This window comes from Streptomyces sp. S6 (assembly GCF_054880855.1).
Genome location: NZ_JBTYMC010000504.1, coordinates 1 through 2984 on the forward strand (window position 1 = coordinate 1; position 2984 = coordinate 2984).

Consider the following 2984-nt stretch of genomic DNA (forward strand, 5'->3'; position numbering starts at 1 on the left):
GGCTCGGGGTAGCGCGCGCACTCCGCCGTCGTGACGGGCCCGGCGAGCCATGCGACCTCGTCCGCGTCACCCCGCTCGTCCGGCCCCACACCGGTCTGGGCGGCCTTCAGGACGGCGACCGTACGGCCTGCCGCGACCGCCGACGCGGCCACCGCCGCCGTCACGGCCGTCTTGCCGACCTCCGTACCCGTCCCCGTGATCACCAGGACCGTCATGTTCATCCCTCCCGCGCGGCGGCGCACACCGCGCGCGTGATCCGGGCGACGTCGTCGTCGCCGGTGACGTACGGCGGCATCGTGTACACGAGATCGCGGAACGGCCGCAGCCACACGCCCTCGCGCACGGCCGCCGCCGTGGCCGCCGCCATGTCGACCGGGTGGTCCAACTGGACGACCCCGATGGCCCCGAGGACCCGCACGTCCGCAACGCCCGGGATCTCCCGAGCCGTTGAGAGTCCCTCCGTCAACCCCGTCTCGATCCGCTTCACCTCGGCCGCCCAGTCCTGCCCGAGCAGCACCTCGATCGAGGCACGGGCGACGGCGGCGGCCAGCGGATTGCCCATGAACGTCGGACCGTGGGCCAGCACCGGGACCTCGCCGCGCGAGATCCCCTCGGCGACCCTCGGGGTGCACAGCGTCGCCGCGAGGGTCATATAGCCGCCGGTCAGCGCCTTGCCGACGCACATCACGTCCGGCGTGACCGCCGCGTGGTCCGCCGCGAACAGGGCGCCCGTCCGCCCGAACCCGGTCGCGATCTCGTCGAACACCAGCAGCACGCCGTGCTCGTCGCACGCCTCGCGCAGCACCCGCAGGTAGGCGGGGGAGTGGAACCGCATGCCGCCCGCGCCCTGCACGACCGGCTCGACGATCACGGCGGCCAGTTCGTCCGCGTGGCGTCCGATCGCGGCGCGCAGTTCGTCGGCGTACGCCTCGTCGAACTCCGACGGCGGTGCGCCGACGAAGAGTTGACGGGGCAGGACCCCCGACCACAGCTCGTGCATCCCGCCCTCGGGGTCGCACACCGACATGGGGTGCCAGGTGTCGCCGTGGTAGCCGCCGCGCCAGGTCAGCAGGCGCTGCTTGCGCGGTTGGCCGAGCGAACGCCAGTACTGGAGGCACATCTTGACGGCGACCTCGACCGACACCGACCCCGAGTCCGCGAGGAACACGTGCTCCAGGCCCTCGGGGGTGATGTCGACGAGCGTCTTCGCGAGCCGGACGGCGGGTTCGTGGGTGAGCCCGCCGAACATGACGTGGCTCATCCGGCCGAGCTGTTCGCGCGCGGCCTCGTCCAGCGCGGGGTGGCGGTAGCCGTGGATCGCCGACCACCACGACGACATGCCGTCCACCAACTCACCCCGCCCGTCGGCCAGTCGCAGCCGCACCCCGCTCGCCGACTCCACGACGAGCGGTTCGACCGTGCCTGGCATCGGGCCGTACGGATGCCAGACGTGCCGCCGGTCCAGCTCCAACAGCTCGTGCACGTCAGGCATTCGGCGCGAGATCCGTTCCCACACCGCGACGGCGGACGGCAACGAGGTCGGGACGCGCGTCACTCCCGGAACTCCCTGAAGACACCTCCGACGGCGCCGAGTTCACCGTCCCGCACACGCTCCCGCAGCCGTCCCCCTCGTGCGACCCGCACCCGCCGGCAGCCGCGTGCGCCCGGTGCTCCGGCAGTGTCACCTGATCGGTGCCCTCCACCTCGAAGCCCGCGTCGGCGATCATGTCGAGGTCGGCCTGACCGGCCTGCCCCTCGGTGGTGAGGTAGTCGCCGAGGAAGATGGAGTTGGCGAGGTGCAGGGCGAGAGGCTGCATCGAGCGGAGGTGGACCTCGCGGCCACCGGCGATCCGGACCTCGATGTCCGGGCACACGAACCGGACCATCGCGAGGATGCGCAGGCAGTGCTGCGGGCTGAGGTGCCACTCCTTCGCGAGGGGCGTGCCCTCGACCGGGATGAGGAAGTTGACCGGTACCGAGTCCGGGTCCAGCGCGCGCAGCGAGAAGACGACGTCGACGAGGTCCTCGTCGCTCTCGCCCATGCCCGCGATCAGCCCCGAACAGGCGGACAGCCCGGCCGCGTGCGCCTTCTGGACGGTGTCGACCCGGTCGGCGTACGTGTGGGTCGTCGTGATCTCGCCGTACGTCGACTCGGACGTGTTCAGGTTGTGGTTGTAGGCGTCGGCGCCCGCGTCCCGCAGCCGTTCCGCCTGGCCGTCGGTCAGCAGGCCGAGGCAGGCGCAGACCTCGACGCCCTCGTTCTGGTCCTTGATCGCCTTGATGGTCTCGGAGACCCGGTCCACGTCCCGGTCCGTCGGGCCGCGCCCGGACGCCACCAGACAGACGCGCTTGGCGCCCCCGGCGACCCCGGCGGCGGCCGTGCGGGACGCCTCGTCCGGCTTGATCCAGGTGTACTTGAGGATCCCGGTCGTCGAACCGAGCCGCTGGGAGCAGTACGAGCAGTCCTCCGGGCACAGGCCCGACTTGAGGTTGATCAGGTAGTTCAGCTTCACCCGGCGCCCGAACCAGTGCCGGCGCACCTTCCCGGCCGCAGCCACCACGTCGAGCACGTCGTCGTCCGAGGTGCGCAGCACGGCGAGCGCTTCCTCGCGGGTCGGCGTCTCGCGCCGAAGCCCCTTGTCCACCAGCGTCGTGAGCAGGTCCATGAGAGCCGATCCTGTCCTACCGGGAGGCCCCGGGCCAAGGTGGGAACCGCACAACAGACCCCTCTTGACGTGTGGGTATTGCCACACAGTGGGCGGCTTGTCGGGCCGCTAGTGTCTGTCCGCTACCTACAAAGCACCGCTTCGGAGGACCCATGGCGTTCGGCTGGATCGACGAGCACGCGGCCCGGCGCCGCAGCGCCGGACTCGTACGGACCCTGCGTCCGCGCCCGGCGCGGAGCGCGCTGCTCGACCTCGCGAGCAACGACTACCTCGGCCTCGCCCGCCACCCCGAGGTCACCGAGGGGGCCGCCGGGGCCG

General features: G+C 71.9%; 3 protein-coding genes and 1 pseudogene. 1 reads left to right on the top strand and 3 read right to left on the bottom strand.

Translation table 11 applies throughout. The annotated features are described in order from the left end of the window. The 3 genes from ACVNF4_RS34380 to bioB form a co-directional block, all read right to left on the bottom strand. A partial coding sequence (locus ACVNF4_RS34380) for an AAA family ATPase (RefSeq protein ID WP_461806790.1) occupies positions 1-215 on the bottom strand: 215 nt, incomplete at its 3' end. Positions 216-217: 2 nt separating this feature from the next. Further along, on the bottom strand, positions 218-1492 hold the full coding sequence (locus ACVNF4_RS34385; RefSeq protein ID WP_461806791.1) for an adenosylmethionine--8-amino-7-oxononanoate transaminase: 1275 nt from the start codon (positions 1490-1492) through the stop codon (positions 218-220). Continuing rightward, a complete protein-coding gene (gene bioB, locus ACVNF4_RS34390; RefSeq protein WP_461806792.1) occupies positions 1485-2666 on the bottom strand; it encodes a biotin synthase BioB in 1182 nt (393 codons plus the stop codon). Before bioB ends, ACVNF4_RS34385 begins: the two co-directional genes overlap by 8 nt. Positions 2667-2818: 152 nt before the next feature. On the opposite strand from bioB, the pseudogene ACVNF4_RS34395 reads away from it, so the two are divergent. Continuing rightward, positions 2819-2984, top strand: a pseudogene (locus tag ACVNF4_RS34395) (8-amino-7-oxononanoate synthase); the annotation flags it as partial.